Source organism: Leisingera sp. ANG-Vp (assembly GCF_000813725.1).
In the GTDB taxonomy this organism is placed as follows: Bacteria; Pseudomonadota; Alphaproteobacteria; order Rhodobacterales; family Rhodobacteraceae; genus Leisingera.
In genome coordinates this window covers 37015-52417 of record NZ_JWLD01000022.1, presented here as the reverse complement: position 1 = coordinate 52417, position 15403 = coordinate 37015, and the positions used below count along the sequence as shown (strand labels likewise).

General features: G+C 62.2%; 12 protein-coding genes. 2 read left to right on the top strand and 10 right to left on the bottom strand.

The genetic code is table 11. The features are described from left to right. Window positions 1-79 precede the first annotated feature (79 nt). The gene (locus RA20_RS08905; protein ID WP_193748812.1) at window positions 80-3115 is read left to right on the top strand and encodes a VCBS domain-containing protein; all 3036 of its coding nucleotides are present in this window, start codon (window positions 80-82) and stop codon (window positions 3113-3115) included. 590 nt (window positions 3116-3705) lie between these two features. Further along, window positions 3706-5133: an aldehyde dehydrogenase family protein gene (locus RA20_RS08900; RefSeq protein ID WP_082017953.1), complete on the top strand. Its 1428-nt coding sequence runs from the start codon at window positions 3706-3708 to the stop codon at window positions 5131-5133. 181 nt (window positions 5134-5314) lie between these two features. Here the strand turns inward: RA20_RS08900 and RA20_RS08895 are convergent, their stop codons facing one another. From RA20_RS08895 to RA20_RS08850, 10 genes are read right to left on the bottom strand one after another with little or no spacing between them, the layout of a single operon-like run. Further along, on the bottom strand, window positions 5315-6958 hold the full coding sequence (locus tag RA20_RS08895; protein WP_039127011.1) for a choline dehydrogenase: 1644 nt from the start codon (window positions 6956-6958) through the stop codon (window positions 5315-5317). A 27-nt stretch (window positions 6959-6985) separates the two neighbouring features. Continuing rightward, a complete protein-coding gene (locus RA20_RS08890; RefSeq protein ID WP_039127008.1) occupies window positions 6986-7687 on the bottom strand; it encodes a GntR family transcriptional regulator in 702 nt (233 codons plus the stop codon). Between the two features lie 12 nt (window positions 7688-7699). Further along, complete coding sequence (locus tag RA20_RS08885; RefSeq protein WP_193748810.1) at window positions 7700-9088, bottom strand: amidase family protein; 1389 nt, start codon at window positions 9086-9088, stop codon at window positions 7700-7702. A gap of 8 nt (window positions 9089-9096) precedes the next feature. Continuing rightward, window positions 9097-9873, bottom strand: a complete 777-nt coding sequence (gene ehuA / locus RA20_RS08880) for an ectoine/hydroxyectoine ABC transporter ATP-binding protein EhuA (protein WP_275041458.1) — start codon at window positions 9871-9873, stop codon at window positions 9097-9099. Beyond that, window positions 9870-10535, bottom strand: a complete 666-nt coding sequence (gene ehuD / locus RA20_RS08875; protein WP_039127002.1) for an ectoine/hydroxyectoine ABC transporter permease subunit EhuD — start codon at window positions 10533-10535, stop codon at window positions 9870-9872. The genes ehuA and ehuD overlap by 4 nt, the downstream gene beginning before the upstream one ends. 3 nt (window positions 10536-10538) lie before the next feature. After that, complete coding sequence (gene ehuC / locus RA20_RS08870) at window positions 10539-11261, bottom strand: ectoine/hydroxyectoine ABC transporter permease subunit EhuC (protein ID WP_206540096.1); 723 nt, start codon at window positions 11259-11261, stop codon at window positions 10539-10541. Window positions 11262-11320: 59 nt separating this feature from the next. After that, window positions 11321-12178: an ectoine/hydroxyectoine ABC transporter substrate-binding protein EhuB gene (gene ehuB, locus RA20_RS08865; RefSeq protein ID WP_039126999.1), complete on the bottom strand. Its 858-nt coding sequence runs from the start codon at window positions 12176-12178 to the stop codon at window positions 11321-11323. A gap of 27 nt (window positions 12179-12205) precedes the next feature. After that, window positions 12206-12964 (bottom strand): maleate cis-trans isomerase family protein, encoded by a 759-nt coding sequence (locus RA20_RS08860; RefSeq protein ID WP_052248899.1) that lies wholly within the window; start codon window positions 12962-12964, stop codon window positions 12206-12208. A gap of 55 nt (window positions 12965-13019) precedes the next feature. After that, entirely contained in the window at window positions 13020-13874 is an 855-nt protein-coding gene (ehuB, locus tag RA20_RS08855) for an ectoine/hydroxyectoine ABC transporter substrate-binding protein EhuB (RefSeq protein WP_039126997.1), read from the bottom strand. 60 nt (window positions 13875-13934) lie between these two features. Further along, window positions 13935-15098, bottom strand: a complete 1164-nt coding sequence (locus RA20_RS08850; protein WP_039126994.1) for a M24 family metallopeptidase — start codon at window positions 15096-15098, stop codon at window positions 13935-13937. Between the last annotated feature and the right edge of the window lie 305 nt (window positions 15099-15403).

The following is a 15403-nucleotide window of genomic DNA, read 5'->3' as shown; positions in this document are numbered from 1 at the left end:
AGCACCGGAATTGAGCTGGATAGCCGCCTTTTTTGGTAAATGGGGGTTTGCACCAATGGGCTATCGCGGACGCGGTTATTTGAACAACAGCCGGCATCAGGATCAGGAGATCGACTTATCCGGCAGCAGTCATGGTGCTTTTGTCAGAACACACCGGGGCGATGACGACATCACCGGTTCAGGGTTCGGAGACTGGATTATGTCCGGCTCCGGCGATGACACAGTGACCGGCGGCGGCGGCAACGACGTCATGTTCGGCGGCAGAGGCCGGGATACTGCAGTCTTTTCCGGTTCGGTGCTGGACTACAAAATCGTAACATTCCCTGGCGGCCGCTGGATGTTTGTCTCAGGCGATGACGGCTGTGATTTCCTGCACCGCTTCGAAGTGCTGGTGTTCGATGACTTCACGCTGGACCTGAACAGCAACAACGGACCTCTGGCGGTTCTGCGGAGAGAATACCTCGAGACAGCCGAGAATGATTCATTTGCGTTCAATGTGGATGTCTATGATCTGGACGGCGACCCCGTTTCGCTCGACTCCGCCACCGTGACCGGCGGCGGCAGCCTTGCCGTTGTGCAGGGAGGCGCCTCCGAAGATGCCGTGACCGGGTCCAGCAGCGGCCTCCAGATCTCGTTTGACCCCGGCAGCAGCTATGACTATCTCGCCGCCGGTGAGACAACCACCGAGACCGTGACCCTGGTTCTGTCTGATGGTGAAGGCGGCACAACCGAAGTCAGCTATGAGATCACTATTCAAGGCGAAAATGACGGTCCGGTTGCATCCGCGGTATCTGCCACGGCGGATGAAGATGGCCCGGCGGTCACGGTTGACGCGGTGTTCTTTGACGCCGACGCGTCTGACACTCACACGTTCAGCGTCGATACAACCGGCACCCAGGGGACTGTCACAAACAATGGCGACGGCACATTCAGCTATGACCCTGCCGGTGCTTTTGAGCATCTGGCAGCCGGGGAGACCGCAACCGACACCTTCGCCTTCACTGTAGATGACGGCAATGGCGGTTTTGATACTGAAACCGTGACGGTCACAGTCTCCGGCCAGAACGATGCTCCGGTGGCGCTGGCAGTCAGCGGCGATGCAAACGAAGACGGCCCGGCCGTGACCATCAGTGCGGATTTCTCTGACGCCGACGCGTCCGACACCCACACGTTCAGCATCGATACAGCAGGCACGCAAGGGACTGTCACCAACAACGGCGACGGCACCTTCGGCTATGACGCAGACGGTGCATTCGAGCATCTGGCAGCCGGAGAGACCGCAACCGACACTTTCACCTACACGGTTGATGACGGCAATGGCGGAACCGGTACCGAAACCGTGACCGTCACCGTAACTGGCCAGAACGACGAACCTGACCTCGGCGACCCGGTGATCACCGGTCAGGCTGCCGCCTTCAACGGGTCGGACACCTATCTCAGCATCGCCTCTGATCCTGGCTTGCGCGCTGACGACTGGACGATCGAAGCCTGGGTACGCACAACGGATGATGACGCGGCCTATAACCGTGTGATTTCTGCTCCGGTCGGAGGCGGTCAGACCTACTCGCTGGTGGTCCATAACGGCCAGGCGCATGTCCGCCTTGACAACGGAGCAGGCCGTCAGGTCGAAGCGGTGGATGTTGCTGACGGCGGCTGGCACCACATGGCAGGCACCTTTGACAGCACGACAAACACTCTGTCGCTCTATGTCGATGGCGTGTTTGCGGGATCGCTCGACGTCGGCTCAGCCTCCCCGCTGACCGGCAGCCAGGAAATCGCCATCGGCCGTTTTTCTTCCAGCTTTAGCGGCAACTATTTTGACGGTGATATCGCTGATGTCCGCATCTGGTCCGTTACCCGGGATGCCTCGGAAATTGCCTCCAGCTATGATCAGCCCCTGGATGGCAGCGAGGCAGGCCTGGAATTGTATCTGCCCTTGAACGGCAGCTACGAAGATCAGTCCCCCAACGGCCGCACGGTCAACAACTTTGGCACCAGCCTCGTTGAAAGCGATGCCCCAGTCGAGGCCGCTCAGGTCTCAGAGGACAGCGGCAGCGCAACCTTCCAGTTTGACGCCTCCGATGCGGATACAAACGACACCCTGACCTACAGTGCAAATACCGCCGGGCTTGCGGGGCAAGTGGTCAACAACGGGGACGGCAGCTTCGCTTACAGCGCCAATGGCGCGTTTGATCACCTTGCGCCGGGCGAAACGGCAACCGAAAGCTTTGACGTGACAGTTGACGACGGCAATGGCGGCAGCGACACAAAAACCGTAACTGTAACTGTTACCGGCGCCAATGACGCGCCGGATGCCGAAGCCGTGTCAGCTTCTGTTCAGGAAGATCCCCAGACCGTCCTGTCCGACAACATTGGCAGCACGACGATGGGCAATATCGGCCGCTGGTATGTGTTCGACTTTGATACGGGTACGGCCATCACGCTTCCGCGCGACGGCGGCGCGAACAACACATTCGATCAGATCGCTGCGCAGCACCTATCATCCGGGAATGGCCTGATCGTGCATCCTAACCCGAATAATTCAGGGTGGAGCTTGGGGTCGCAGGTCTTTGTCGACGGGGTCGGCCAGCCGGTATCCAGCACGGAATATGACATCACCGACACCAGCGGCGGCTCCACCTCGCTTGCCAACCCTGTCTGGCTCGCATTCGGTGATACGAACCAGGATGTCGATAGCATTTCGCTGACCCTCACAGGTATCGATCTGGGAGACGGCCGCAGCGTGGATGTGTCGGTCGACATGGGGCCGTTCGATTACGAAATCAACACGACAGATGATCTGGGCGTCGATGCCATGACCTTCGAGGCAACGGTCAACGGCCCCAGCCCGGACATCACCGTTTCGGCGGATTTCACGGACCCAGACAGCGATACTTTCACCTTCGGCCTGGATGACAGCGCCACTTCGGGGTCTGTCGTCAACAATGGCGACGGCACCTTTACCTTTTCCGCCAATGGCGCCTTTGAGCACTTGAATGCGGGTGAAAGCGCCACGGACACGTTCACATATACAGTGGACGACGGAAATGGAGGCATCGACAGCCAAGTAGTCACGGTTACGATCCTTGGCCTCGATGATGTGAGTATCGCCTGAACTCCGCAATGAGCACACTTGTTTGGGGGGGCATCCTGCCGGAATGCCCCCTTCTTTTTGCGATTTTTTTGAATGCCCATTGGAAGAAGGCTCCAAACTCCGCTTTCACTTCTGACCAGGTTCTTGTCCCGCAGATGCAGCCCAATTCTCTTAGAACAGCGGGTTGGCTCCGAGCCGCTTTTCAAAGGAACGATGACAAAGCCGTCGCGTCTCAAACCAGGAACTGCGGCATCACCCCATCCTGGCGCCGAAACCAAAAACACATGCCATACGCGCGCGGGGCAGAAGAACCGTTTCCCTCCGGGCTGAAGCGGCGCTGGCAAGCAAGGATGAAGAGTCAAGAAGGAGCAGATACCTAGGCTCTTCTTTGATTTCCGGGCTGCTGGGTTCGTGCTGATTACTGCGGATTGCAAGTTCAAGATCCGAGTGAGCCATACGGCCAGCCCTTACAACCAATCATCCATGCCTTTATAATATATCATTTTCAATGATCCGATCAGGATTCACGCACATACTGGCTGATTTCCCCTTCCATCACTCCATATAATATATTATTCTTCCGCAACTCGGAACGACTTCAGGAAACCTCGATGGCCCAAAACTGCGCACCTTTGATCAACGGAACTTGGCAGCCGTCAGCTGATCGTGAAATTCGCAACAATCTATCCCCTTCAACAGGTGCACCTATTGGGACTGTGGTCTGCGCGACTGCAGACGACGCCCGATTGGCAGCCGACGCAGCGGCCAAGGCCTTCCCCGCCTGGTCTGCCTTGCCGCCAAAGCAGCGGGCACGGATGCTGGGCGCCATAGCTCAGCGGGTACAGGAGGCGCATGAAGAGCTGTCGCGCCTGATCACCGCAGAGCAGGGTAAGCCGCTGGCCGAAGCACGGATGGAGATGGATGGAGTGGTCGAGATGTTCGAGCATTTCGCCTCACTCGCGGAAACCATGGCGTTCCGCTATGAGCGCCCCGACAAGGGCACCAACCGCACCATCGACATGATCCCGGCCGGGCCGGTGATCATCATCACCACCTGGAACTTCCCGGTTGAGACCGCAGCCGTGCACCTGGCGCCAGCATTGGCGGCGGGCTGCACCGCGGTGGTGATCGCCAACAACTCCACCCCGGCCTCGGTGGCCCGGCTGATCGGTCTGATGCATGAGGCGGGCCTGCCGGAGGGCGCAGTGAACCTCTTGATGGGGTCTTCGGCGGTGCTGTCGGAGGCGCTGATCAAGCACCCCGCCACCCGGCATCTGTCCTATACCGGCTCGGTGCGGGTGGGCCGCCAACTGGCGGCGCAATGCGGTGCCGAGATCATGCGCTGCACACTGGAACTGGGCGGCAATGCACCCGCCATTGTGCTGCCGGGTTCAGATGTGGAAGCCGCCGCCAAAGCGCTAATTTCCAAGCGGTTCTGGAACGCAGGCCAGGTCTGCACCGCACCGAACCGGATCTTCGTGAACCGCGCCCAGCATGATGCCTTTGCCGAGGCCGCCGGTGCCTATGTGCGCAATCTGGTTCTGGGCCACGGGCTGGAAGACGCGACCACCATGGGGCCGCTGGCCACCACCGAGCGCGTCGCCTCAATGCAGCGGATTGCCGAAGATGCCATGGCCAAGGGCGCAACCGCCATCGTGAATGACCCCGCACCGCAGGAAGGCGGCAATTGGGTCTCGCCCAAGGTCTTTGCCGATGTGCCCTGGGACGCCCTGGGCCTGCGCGAGGAGATCTTTGGCCCGATTGCCTGCATCACCCCCTATGACGACCTTGAAGCGGTGATTGCCGAGGCCAACAACTGCGAGCTGGCGCTGTCCGGCTATGTCTATGGACCCGATCAGGCTGAAGCCGAATCCGTTGGTGCCCGGCTGCAGGTCGGCAGCGTCGCGGTGAACCAGCTGACGACCGCATATATCGACGTGCCCTTTGGCGGCATTAAGCAGAGCGGGCTGGGCTGCGTTGGAGGAGAAGCCGCAGTGAAGGAGTATCTCTTCCCGCGGCTGACGGCGGCTGCGCAATAGGCCGGAAACTCCCCCGACTGGAAAGGGCGCCCAACCGGGCGCCCTCTTTTTGTGCGCAAACAGGCCGGACACCTGCAGTCATGGGACTAGGGCAGCGCCCGCCCATGGGGCGGGTCGGGCGCTGCCCGGCGTTGCCGCCGGGCGGATGGTCAAAGACGTCTCAGAAAGCCTTACAACCGCCTTAGCGCTGGGAGGTTTCCCAGTTCGGATCGCTGTAATAGGGCAGGTTCGACGGCGGCTGCGGGTCCTTGCCGGCAATCATGTCCGCGGCCTTCTCGCCGATCATCATCGACGGGCAGTTGAGGTTGGCCGAGGGGATGATGGGCATCACCGAGGCATCTGCAACCCGCAGCCCTTCGATCCCATGCACCCGGCATTCGGGATCGACCACCGCCATCGGATCGCTGCCCATCTTGCAGGTGCCGCAGGGATGATAGGAGGAATGGCAGGTCTCGCGCAGCCAGGCTTCCAGATCCGCATCGCTTTCGACTTTTGAGCCGGGGAAAATCTCCTTGCCGGTAAAGGCCGCCAGCGAGGGCTGCTGCACCAGCTCGCGGCTGAGGCGGAAGCCGGCCTTAAGTTCCTCCACATCTTCTGGGTGCTCCAGCATGTTGTAACGGATGCGCGGCGCGGCGAAGGGATCGTTTGACGCCAGCCGAACATAGCCGCGGCTTTGCGGGCGCTGGTTGGCAAATTGCAGCTGAAATGCGTGTTCCTTGACAAAATCCGCCGAACCCTCGGCCACCGCGATCTGGAACAAGGCGATCTGCAGGTTGGGGAAGCGCACCCCCGCCTTGGTACGCACAAAACCCACCGCATCGAAGTGGTTATTGGCCAGCAGCCCCTTACGGGTCAGAAGCCAGTCCAGCACGCCCTTCGCCTGCGAGAACAGGTTCAGATGCTTGTAGAGGGTTACCGGCTGGGTGCAGGCCACCTGCAGCGAGGTCAGCGGGTGGTCCATCAGGTTCTCGCCCACGCCCGGAAGGTCGTGCAGCACCTCAATCCCCTGCCCGCGCAGCTGCGCCGCGGGGCCGATGCCGGAGTGCATCAGGATCATCGGGCTGTTGAAGGCGCCCGCCGACAGGATCACTTCGCGGTTGGCCTTGACCGCCACCTCCTGACCGTTCTGCACCATCCGCAGGCCGGTGGCCTTGCGCCCTTCCATCACGATGCTGCGCACATGGCAGCCGGTCTCGATGGTCAGGTTGGCAGACGGATTGCGCAGGTAGCAGTGCGCGGTGGAGGAGCGGCGGCCATCGGCCACGTTCTTGGGCAGCAGGCCAAAGCCATCCTGCTGGCCGCCGTTCACATCATCGGTGCGCAGATATCCCGCCTCGCTGCCCGCCTGCAGGAAGGCCTGGGTCAGCGGATTGTCCGCACCCATCGTCGAAGCGCGAACCCTGCCCTCGCCCCCGCGGTAGTCGCTGGCGCCATCCACCCGGGTTTCCAGCCGTTTGAAATAGGGCAGCACGTCGGCATAAGACCAGCCGCGTGCGCCCGCCTCTGCCCAGCCCTCGTAATCCATCGGGTGGCCGCGCAGGTACAGCTGGCCGTTGATCGAACTTGAGCCGCCCAGAACCTTGCCGCGCGGCTGCACCAGCACCCGGTTGTTCAGGAACGGCTCCGGCTCGGTCTCGTAGTTCCAATTGTACTTCGGCGCGTTGTAGGCATAGCGCATCGCCGCCGGGACATGGAACAAGGGGCTGCTGTCCCTCGGCCCCGCCTCCAGCAGCAGGACAGAGACCGAGGGGTCTTCCGCAAGGCGTGCAGCAATGATGGCGCCGGCACTGCCGGCTCCCACCACGACATAGTCGCAGGTCTTCATCTGTTGTCTTCCCTGTTGAGGGCTGGATCAGCCCTTGGTCGCTTGCGCAGCGGAGCCGCCCGCAGCCGGGCCCGCCTCCACCGCTTGGCTCAGCTCGTGCTTGGCACGCACTGTTGCGTGATCGATATGGCGGGTCATCAGCACCACCGCCTTTTCCACATTGGCCACCCGGACCGCATCCAGGATCGCCTCATGCTCGAAGTTATGCTTGCCGACCATGCCGCCGTGATCGACCACCCGGAACTGGGTGATGCGGGCGATGCCGTCATACTGGTCGCCAATAATCGCCAGCGAGCGCTTCATGATCGAGGGCTCGAGCAGCGCCAGGTGGAACTGGCGGTTCAGCTCCACCTTTTCCCACAGGTCGGTGGAGCGCTCATCCTGCTCGATCAGCGCCTGGCAGGCGGCGATGGTCGCCTCGGTGTGACGCGGCACCGCATCGGCCAGCACAATCGGCTCCAGCGCGCCGCGGATCTGGTTCATCTCGATCAGCTCGCGCTCGTTCATCTTGGCAATGATCGGGCTGCGGCGCGGGCGCAGCTCCACCAGGCTTTCCGCCGCCAGCATCCGGATCGCCTCGCGCAGCGGCACGATGGAGATGTCCATCTCCTTGGCCAGCGGCATGATCTTCAGCTCTTCCCCGGCCTTCAATTCGCCTGCAATGATCTGCTGCTTCAGCACTTCATAGATCGCCTTGGGGCCATCACCGTAGTTGAGGATGTTCTTCATGATCCACCGTACCTATTCGTCACATTCCAGGCGGCCAAAGGCCTCGGCCGCCGCCAGGACCTTATGGTCCTGCCCCAAAGCGCCAATCAGCTGAATACCAAGCGGCAGGCCGGAAGGCAGCCCCCCGATTGGCATCACATGCGCGGGCAGATAGCACAGGCTGCCCAGCATGTGCAGCATATGCTGCTTGAGTATGGGTTCTTCGCGCCCGTTCACCACCACTGTGCGGGCGGTGACATCGCAATCTGGGCGCAGAGGTGCCGCTGCCCCGGCTGCCGCCGGGCAGAGCAGCAGGTCGGAGTCTGCGAAAAAGCCCTTAAGCTTGCGGCACAGCTGCAGCCTTTCTTCATGCAGCACCAGCCAATCGCGGTGGCTCAGCGCATTGCCGCGTTCATTCAGCGCCGCATAGGCGCCTGCGGGGGCGTCAGCGCCCTGGCGGGCACGGAACTCTGCCGCCAGTTCCGCCTTGCGCGCGGTTTCCGCCCGCACCAGCAGGTTCATCAGCTCGGTTGCGCGGGTAAAATCTATCTCCGGTGCGGTTTCCGCAACCTCGGCACCGGCGCAGCGCAACCGGCAGGCAAACATTTCTATGGCGGTGCGGTAGCAGTCATCAACCGGGCAGCCAGGCAAATCGGGCAGCAGCGCAATCCGCAGCTCTTCGATGTCCACTGCAGCCTCCCCAGCGTCGCCGCTGAGAACCGAATAGACCAGTGCCGCGTCCCGTGCTGAACGCGCCAGCGGCCCTGCCGCGCCGATATCCGGCTCCCGCAGCTCGCCCAAGGGGCTGTGGCCGCGAAGGGAAATCCACCCCCAGCTCGGCTTCAGCCCATGCACGCCGCAGTTATGGGCCGGCAGGCGGATCGAGCCGCCTTGGTCGCTGCCGATGTCGATGTAAGACATGCCCGAAGCCACCGCCGCTGCCGACCCGCCGGACGACCCGCCCGCGCTGCGCTTCGGATCATGCGGGTTGCGGGTGGCCCCGAACAGCGGGTTGGCGGTTTCCCAGTCGGACAGGTACGGCGGGATATTGGTCTTCCCGAGGATCACCCCTCCGGCCCGTTTCAGTGCCGCCACCACGGCCGAATCCTCGGCGGCAATGTCATCCGTCCGGGCCGGATCACCCCAGGTGGTAGGATGGCCATGCCAGTCAAAGCACTCCTTCACCGTCACCGGCACCCCATGCAGCGGCCCGATGGGCGCAGGCGCCGCATCACAAGCATCAGCAACCGCACGCGCCCCGGCCCGGTCCTGATAGACCACCGCGTTCAGGATGCCGTTTGCCCGGTCGATGGCCGCGAAACAGCTCTCCAGCGCTGCGCGCGCGGAGAGTGCCCCCTGCGCCAGCGCCCGACGCAGCGCCACCGCATCGGGCAGGACACCCTCCGGCAGAGGATATGCCACAGCCCGGCTCACCCCGCCTCCAGCACCTTGGACAGGAATTGCTGCAGCCGCGCGTTCTGCGGGTTGTCGAACAGCTGATCCGGCGCCCCTTGCTCGACCATGCGGCCGCCGTCAAAGAAGCACACCCGGTCGGACACTTCCTTGGCAAAGCCCATCTGGTGGGTGACCAGCAGGATGGTATAGCGCCCTGATTTGGCCAGATCGCGGATCACTTCCAGCACCTCGCCCACCATTTCCGGGTCCAGCGCCGAGGTCGGCTCGTCAAACAGCAGGATTTCCGGGTGCATCGCCAGGGTACGGGCAATCGCCACCCGCTGCTGCTGGCCGCCCGACAGCTGGCTGGGGTAATGGCCCGCCTTGTCGGCCAGCCCGACCATGGTCAGCAGCCGCATCGCCTCTTCGTTCGCCTCGGCCTTCGCCTGGCCCAGCGTGTGCACCGGTGCCTCGATGCAGTTCTCCAGCGCCGTCATATGCGGGAACAGGTTGAAGTTCTGAAACACCATGCCGATCTTCGAACGGATCCGGCGCACATGCGCCTTGCTGGCATCCACCAGCGTGCCGTTCTTCTGCATCCGGTTCAGCGGCTCGCCGTTCACATACATGGTGCCGCCCTGGATCCCCTCCAGCGTCATCAGCACCCTGAGCACCGTGGTCTTGCCGGAACCGGAGGGGCCGATGATCGAAACCACCTCGCCTTTGTCCACACTGAAATCGAGATCCTTCAGAACCTGCAGCGCGCCATAGGCTTTCAGTACCTTGTCGAATTGGATCATGGGATGGGTCAATGCAGGATGCTCCTCTTGACGTAGTTCTCAACCAGGCGGATCAGGAAGGCGGCGATCAGGCTCATCACCAGGAAGAAGATCCCGGCAATGGTGACGGCTTCGGTAAAGCGGTAGTATTCCGCGCCGATCAGCTTGGAGATTTGCATGATTTCCGCAACCGCCACGAAGGACAGCAGCGGCGTTTCCTTGAAAATCGCCACCAAGTAATTGCCCAGCGCAGGCACGATCGGCGGCAGCGACTGCGGGATGATCACATCCCTAAAGGTGCGGTAGGTCGAAAGGTTCAGCGCAATGCAGGCCTCCCACTGGCCTTTGGGCACGGCCTGAAACCCGGCCCGGTAGACCTCGGCGCAGAGGGCCGAGTTATAGATGCCGATGGCCAGAATGCCGGTGGTCAGCGGCGGCAGGGTGATGCCGAAATCGGGCAGCAGGAAAAACAGAAAGAAGATCTGCACCAGGAGGGGCGTGGCCCGGATGAACTCGATGAACTCGGTGGCCGGCCTGCTGATCCAGGGCGAGCGGTGCGTCTTCAGCAGCATCAGGATCAGACCGCCGATCAGCGCCAGCACAAAACTTGCAACCGTGGCCCAGACGGTGACGCCTGCGGCTTCCCACATCTTGGGCAGCACCACGTCGAATGTGAAATCCCATCTCCAGTCCATGGCTCAGACCCTTTTGCTCAGGTGGCGGGAGAAGCGCTCTTCCAATGCGTCGCCGCCAAAGCGCACGAACTGGGCAAAGCAGTAATACAGCATCAGCGTGATCGCGAAGATCTCCACGGTGCGGAAATGCAGCTGGTTCTGCTGCACGCTGGCATAGGTGATGTCGACCAATGTAACGGCCGAGACCAGCGCGGTCGCCTTGATCAGCTCGATTGTCAGGTTGACCATGCCGGGGATCATGATGGCGATGGCCTGCGGCAGGACGATCCGGGTCATCCGGTTCCAGGGCGAGATGTTGAGGGCAATGGTCGCCTCGGTCTGGCCGCGCGGGACTGCGCCAATGGCACCGCGGGCGATCTCCGCGCCATAGGCACCGAAGTTCAGCCCAATGCCCAGCACACCCGCCAGCACCGGCGACATGGTAAGGCCGAATTCGGGCATTACGAAGAACAGCCAGAACAGAATGACCAGCAGCGAGGTGCCGCGGAAAATCTCAATGTATCCAACGGCCAGCCACAGCACCGGGCCGGTTGACCGGGCCCGGGCGACACCGGCAATCAGCGACATTGCCATAAAGACAAGCCAGGACAGCACCGAGATCTGAACCGTCACCACCGCGCCTTTCAGGATCGCGGGCAGAAACATCTTCAGCTCGGCAAAAGTCGCCACCGACAGGCCCGCCAAAAAGGCGGCCAAGCCAATGACAATGGCTATTCTTGGTACCATCCGGCCCTCCCCATCCGTCATGCCTCCCCCGGGTCCGGAGCCGGAGGAGGCTGTTGGTCTTAGCTGCCGCAGAGCTCGGCAGTGGCGCTGATCGGCAGCTCATCGGCGGTCATGCCGTGTTCCTGCAGCAGCGCGATATGCGCGTCGGAACCGATGAATTTTGTCAGCTCAGCATTGAAGGCCGCAACAAACTCCGCGTCTTCCGGGCGGAAAGCAAAGGCACCGTGCGAAACCGCTGCCGAACCTGCCACCTCGGCAAAGGGCGCGGTCGATTCAATCGGCGCATCCGGCAGGCTGGCAATGATCTGGCGCACGCCGGGGGCCGAGACCGCCCAGGCGTCGATGCGGCCTGCGCGCAGGGCAGCCACCCCGGTCGGGTTGTCGGGCAGCTGCGAGATGCTGGCGTCGCTTAGGCCCACCGCCTCGGCATAGCCTTTCTGGGCTGAGCCCGAGACCACACCGATCTTCAGCCCCTGATCGGCCACGGATTCATAATTGGTGACGCCTTTGGGATTGCCCTTGGCCACCACCATCGCCTGCTGGATGCCAAAGGTCGGCTCCGAAAACTGCACTTCGGCGCAGCGCTTGGGGGTGACGAACATGCCGGCGGCCACCACGTCGAAACGGTCGGCTTTGACACCAGGGATCAGCGCGCCCCAATCAGTGGATTTCGCCTCGGCGATCTTGCCGCCCATCGCGTCCAGCACAGCGCGGAGGGTTTCCACATCGGTGCCCGTCAGATTGCCGCTGTCATCCTTATAAGCATATGGCTTGAAGTTGTAGAAGGCGACGCGCAGGCCCTCGCCTTTGGCGCGGTCCATCAGGCTTTCGGCATGGGCCGCCATTGCGGGCAGCATTGCCACGCTTGCCGCCAGGGCGCCTTTCAGCACGGTTCTGCGGATCTTGTTGAATGTCATGAGTTTTCTCCCTGTTTTATTGTGTCGTCAGCTCGGTATGCCGCTCAGCAGCCGGCCATATCCCGGCACGCCGTTCGCAACCCCCAGCGACGCCAGAATGTCCCAGGCCATTGCCTGGTTGCTGGACACCGCCGGAATCCCGGTCTTGGTTTCAATCCGCTCCAGCACGTCCAGAGACTGGAAATCCGTGCAGGAGATAAAGGTAGCCTCCGCCCCCTCCCCGCCCAGCCGGGCGGCCGCTTCAAGGATCGCCTCAGGCTGGACCCGGCTGATGTCTTCCGAGGCAGTGATGCCGAAGTCATACCTGCGGTTGATGGCAAAGCCCGCCGCCTCAAACTGCGCCGCCATGCGGGCAGCGATTTCAGGTTCGTAGGGCGTCACCAGGTTGATGCGCCGCGAGCCCAGGTGGCGCAGCGCACCTGAAGCGGCCTCTACCGGGTTCACTGCCAAGGCGCCGGGACGCACGGATTGGATGGCATCGCGGATTGTCTCCGGGCCGATCGCAATCGTGCCCGACGTGCAGCCGAAAATGACCGCATCCAAGGCCACTTCCGGATTCAGCAATTGTGCAGCCTCTGCCAGCTGCGGCGCCATCTTTGCCAGCTGCTCCATCGTGCAATCGCCGCCAAAGGCGATGCGGGTGGTGAACGTCAGCACCTCCGGCGGCAGAAGCCGCGCCAGGTCGCGCTCAATCACCTGATCATTGGCCAGCGCCAGCACGCCCACGCGGAACGGGCCGGGGCTGTTGCCCAGCACGGTCTCTGTCAGCGGGGTCTGGTCTTGCATCGTCATCTTCCGGCCTTGAGCAGTCAGCGGAGGGGGCCCGCAGGCCCCTCCCGGGTTAGCCTTTGCAAAGATCGGCGGTGCTGCGCGACGGCAGCTCGCTGGGCTGCAGTCCATGCGCTTCCATGATCTTCAGGTGCTCCGGCGTGCCGATGTATTCGGCCAGCTTGGCGTTGAACGCCGCGACAAAAGCCGTCTCATCCGGGCGCACTGCATAGGCGCCATGCGGGCTGGCAGGCTTGCCGTCCACCTCGGCAAAGGGCTGCAGCATCTCAAACTCGCCGCCCTCATTGCTGGCCACCGCCAGGCGCGCGCCGGGTGCATCAATAGCAAAAGCATCCGCCCGGCCCGCGCGCACAGCCGCCAGTCCGGTCGGCGTATCCGGCACCTGCATGATGCTAGCCTCTTCGACGCCAACGCTCTTGGCCCAGTCGACCTGTGCAGTGCCGGAGATCGCAGCCATCGTCACGCCCGCTTCGCGCACGCTTTCATATTCCGCCAGGCCCGAAGGGTTGCCGTTTTTCACCACCAGCGCCTGCTGGATACCGAAGGTCGGCTCGGAAAACGCCACCTCGTTGCAGCGCTTGGGCGTAACGAACATCGCTGCCGCCACGATATCGAACCGGTCCGCCTTCAGCCCCGGTATCAGGTTGCCCCATTCGGTCGAGGTTTCAGAGGCGATGCTCAGGCCCATTTCGCCCAGCACATGGCGCAGGATTTCCACCTGCTCGCCGATCACCTTGCCGTCGCCATCGACATAGGCGAAGGGGGCAAAGTTGTAATAGGCAACGCGCAGACCATCCGCCTTGCCGCGGTCCTCCAGCGTCTCGGCCAGGCCCATCGCGGGCACTCCGGCCAATGCAGCAGCCGCCACTGTCTTGAGCAGTGTCCGGCGCAGTTTGTTGAATTCCATTGTGTCCTCCCTTGGTGCGGCGCCACGGTTTTCCCGTGACGCCCATGGTTCACATCTTCATCAGGCTTCGATGACCGGGATCTCCCATTCAGCCACCGGAGCCGACAGCAGGTCCGGCTCGCCTTCTGTCACCGCCCAGTTGTCCTCGGCGTTGATGAATCCCAGCTCGTTCGAAAAGTTCGGGTTGCAGGCAAAGACGTTGCCGACTTCGAACTGGATGTCCTCAAACGCGGCCAGCGACGGGTATTCGGTGGTCTCGATGCCAACGCCGTGGCCGACCCGGCCGACGCCCATGGTCTTGAGGCCGCGCTCGGACAGGTATTTATCGACCACTTCGATCACATGCGCCGGGGTGTTGCCCGCGGTCAGCTGCATGTTGCAGTCATGGCGCAGCTGCATCGCCCAGGTGTAGAATTCGCTGAGCGCATCCGAGGGTTTGCCGATTGACGCGGTCCGGGCCAGGTCGGACCAGTAGCCCTTGTAGCTGACGCCCACATCGAAGCCGAGGGTCTCACCCTTCTGGATCACCCGGTCGGTCGGCAGCAGCACAATGCCCTTTTCGTTAGCACCGGACAGCACGCATAGCAGCGAGATCTTCTCGGCGCCATTGGCAATCAGGTTCTGGCGCAGGATCTGGGCGACCTCGTTTTCGGTCATGCCCGCGCGCACCTCCTGGAAGGTCTTCTTCTGCGCTTCGGCCGAGATGATCGAGGCGCGGCGCAGGTATTCGATTTCCTGCGGCGACTTCACGTTGCGCACCTTCAGGATGATGTCGGCGGCGTCGATGAACTGCGCCTCCGGCAGGCCCTTCATCACTTCCTGCAGGCCCAGGTAGGAAATACCCAGATACTGCTCACGGCCCAGTTCGGCGCCGATGCGCGCCTTGGAAAGATCCAGGTCCTTGAGCACACCAATGATGAATTCCGGATGGCCCATCAGCCCGCCAGTGGTGCGGATATCGGTGATGAAGGAGGTCTGCTCCACCTGCGCCACTTCGAAGGGCATGGTGATCAGGGTCGGGTCGCCATCCTTGGGCAGGATGAACATGTAGGAGCGGATCTTGTCCACGGCGCACTGCTCCGAGCGGTGGCCGGTATAATACTGATAGTTCAGACGTTCGGTGATCAGCATGGCGTCGAGGTTCTTCTCGGCCATCAGCGCACGGGTTTTGGCGTAGCGCGCTTCGAACTCTTCTTTGGTGAAATCTGCGTATGGGGCTGTCATGTCGTACCTTACACGAGCTGTGTTTGCGTGCCGTCATACTAGATAATATATTATTCAGAGCAAGAATTTTCTGCGAATTGGCAGAAGCAGCATCTGCAAAGGGCCAATTGCCCAAGAAAACAGGGCCTCTCAGCGCAACCCCTCCTCAGCCGCACCATCTGCCGAAACAGGCGGCGCCCCGGAGAATCACAGGATCGAATCCGCAATCCCGCAAGGCTGATTCTCAAAACGGCATCCCAACTCTATCCGCAGGCGAACGCCCGCCCGGCCTTGCTGTGCAGGGCCGGGCGGGCGCTTTTGCGCGG

Bases quoted from the DNA above. Each gene is read 5' to 3' on its own strand.
- RA20_RS08900 (WP_082017953.1), top strand. From the start codon at position 3,706: ATGGCCCAAAACTGCGCACCTTTGATCAACGGAACTTGGCAGCCGTCA.
- RA20_RS08895 (WP_039127011.1), bottom strand. From the start codon at position 6,958: ATGAAGACCTGCGACTATGTCGTGGTGGGAGCCGGCAGTGCCGGCGCC.
- RA20_RS08890 (WP_039127008.1), bottom strand. From the start codon at position 7,687: ATGAAGAACATCCTCAACTACGGTGATGGCCCCAAGGCGATCTATGAA.
- ehuD (WP_039127002.1), bottom strand. From the start codon at position 10,535: ATGGACTGGAGATGGGATTTCACATTCGACGTGGTGCTGCCCAAGATG.
- ehuC (WP_206540096.1), bottom strand. From the start codon at position 11,261: ATGGTACCAAGAATAGCCATTGTCATTGGCTTGGCCGCCTTTTTGGCG.
- ehuB (WP_039126999.1), bottom strand. From the start codon at position 12,178: ATGACATTCAACAAGATCCGCAGAACCGTGCTGAAAGGCGCCCTGGCG.
- RA20_RS08860 (WP_052248899.1), bottom strand. From the start codon at position 12,964: ATGCAAGACCAGACCCCGCTGACAGAGACCGTGCTGGGCAACAGCCCC.
- ehuB (WP_039126997.1), bottom strand. From the start codon at position 13,874: ATGGAATTCAACAAACTGCGCCGGACACTGCTCAAGACAGTGGCGGCT.
- RA20_RS08850 (WP_039126994.1), bottom strand. From the start codon at position 15,098: ATGACAGCCCCATACGCAGATTTCACCAAAGAAGAGTTCGAAGCGCGC.